The sequence below is a fragment of the Halorubrum sp. AJ67 genome (assembly GCF_000513435.1).
On record NZ_CBVY010000004.1, the window covers coordinates 193,493 to 194,071 of the forward strand.

1 protein-coding gene and 1 pseudogene are annotated in these 579 nt (G+C 68.4%); one reads left to right on the plus strand and one right to left on the minus strand.

The features are described from left to right. Positions 1–8: 8 nt before the first annotated feature. The gene (locus tag BN903_RS06325; protein WP_154018060.1) at positions 9–248 is read right to left on the minus strand and encodes a hypothetical protein; all 240 of its coding nucleotides are present in this window, start codon (positions 246–248) and stop codon (positions 9–11) included. A gap of 142 nt (positions 249–390) precedes the next feature. On the opposite strand from BN903_RS06325, the pseudogene BN903_RS15645 reads away from it, so the two are divergent. Beyond that, a pseudogene (locus tag BN903_RS15645) lies at positions 391–579 on the plus strand (biotin carboxylase N-terminal domain-containing protein); the annotation flags it as partial.

A 579-nucleotide genomic window follows, 5' to 3' on the forward strand; every position in this document is an offset into this window, starting at 1 on the left:
GCTGACATTTATGCCTGTGGTAACGCGTCCCTCGGTCGCGCGCTTAGTCGCGCTCCCTCGTCGCCGGTCGGCTCGTCGTCCACACCGAGGCTCTCCGACGGTCTCCGTCCGCCGAACAGGCGGTTGAGGACGGCCGGAACGACGACGACGAACGCGAGGAGCGCGCCGATCCGGATCGGCAGCGACGCGTCGGTGACGACCGTGAGACCGAGGTAGACTGCGGCACCGGCCAGCGTCGACGGCAGCACGTAGGGTTTCCCGCGTCGAGCATACCTCGTCGTGTCGCCCGGAGCGCGTCGTCGACACGCTCCGCCGATCGGCGTCGAACGCCGTCGCGCTCCGTCACGGACCGACAGAGTTTGGTAGCAGTTCGTGGAAGAACCGACAGGAATGTTCGACAAGGTTCTGGTCGCGAACCGCGGGGAGATCGCGGTTCGGGTGATGCGCGCCTGTGCGGAGCTGGGTGTCGACACCGTCGCCGTCTACAGTGACGCGGACAAACACGGCGGCCACGTCCGGTACGCGGACGAGGCGTACAACGTCGGCCCCGCCCGCGCGCGGCCGACTCCTACCTCGACG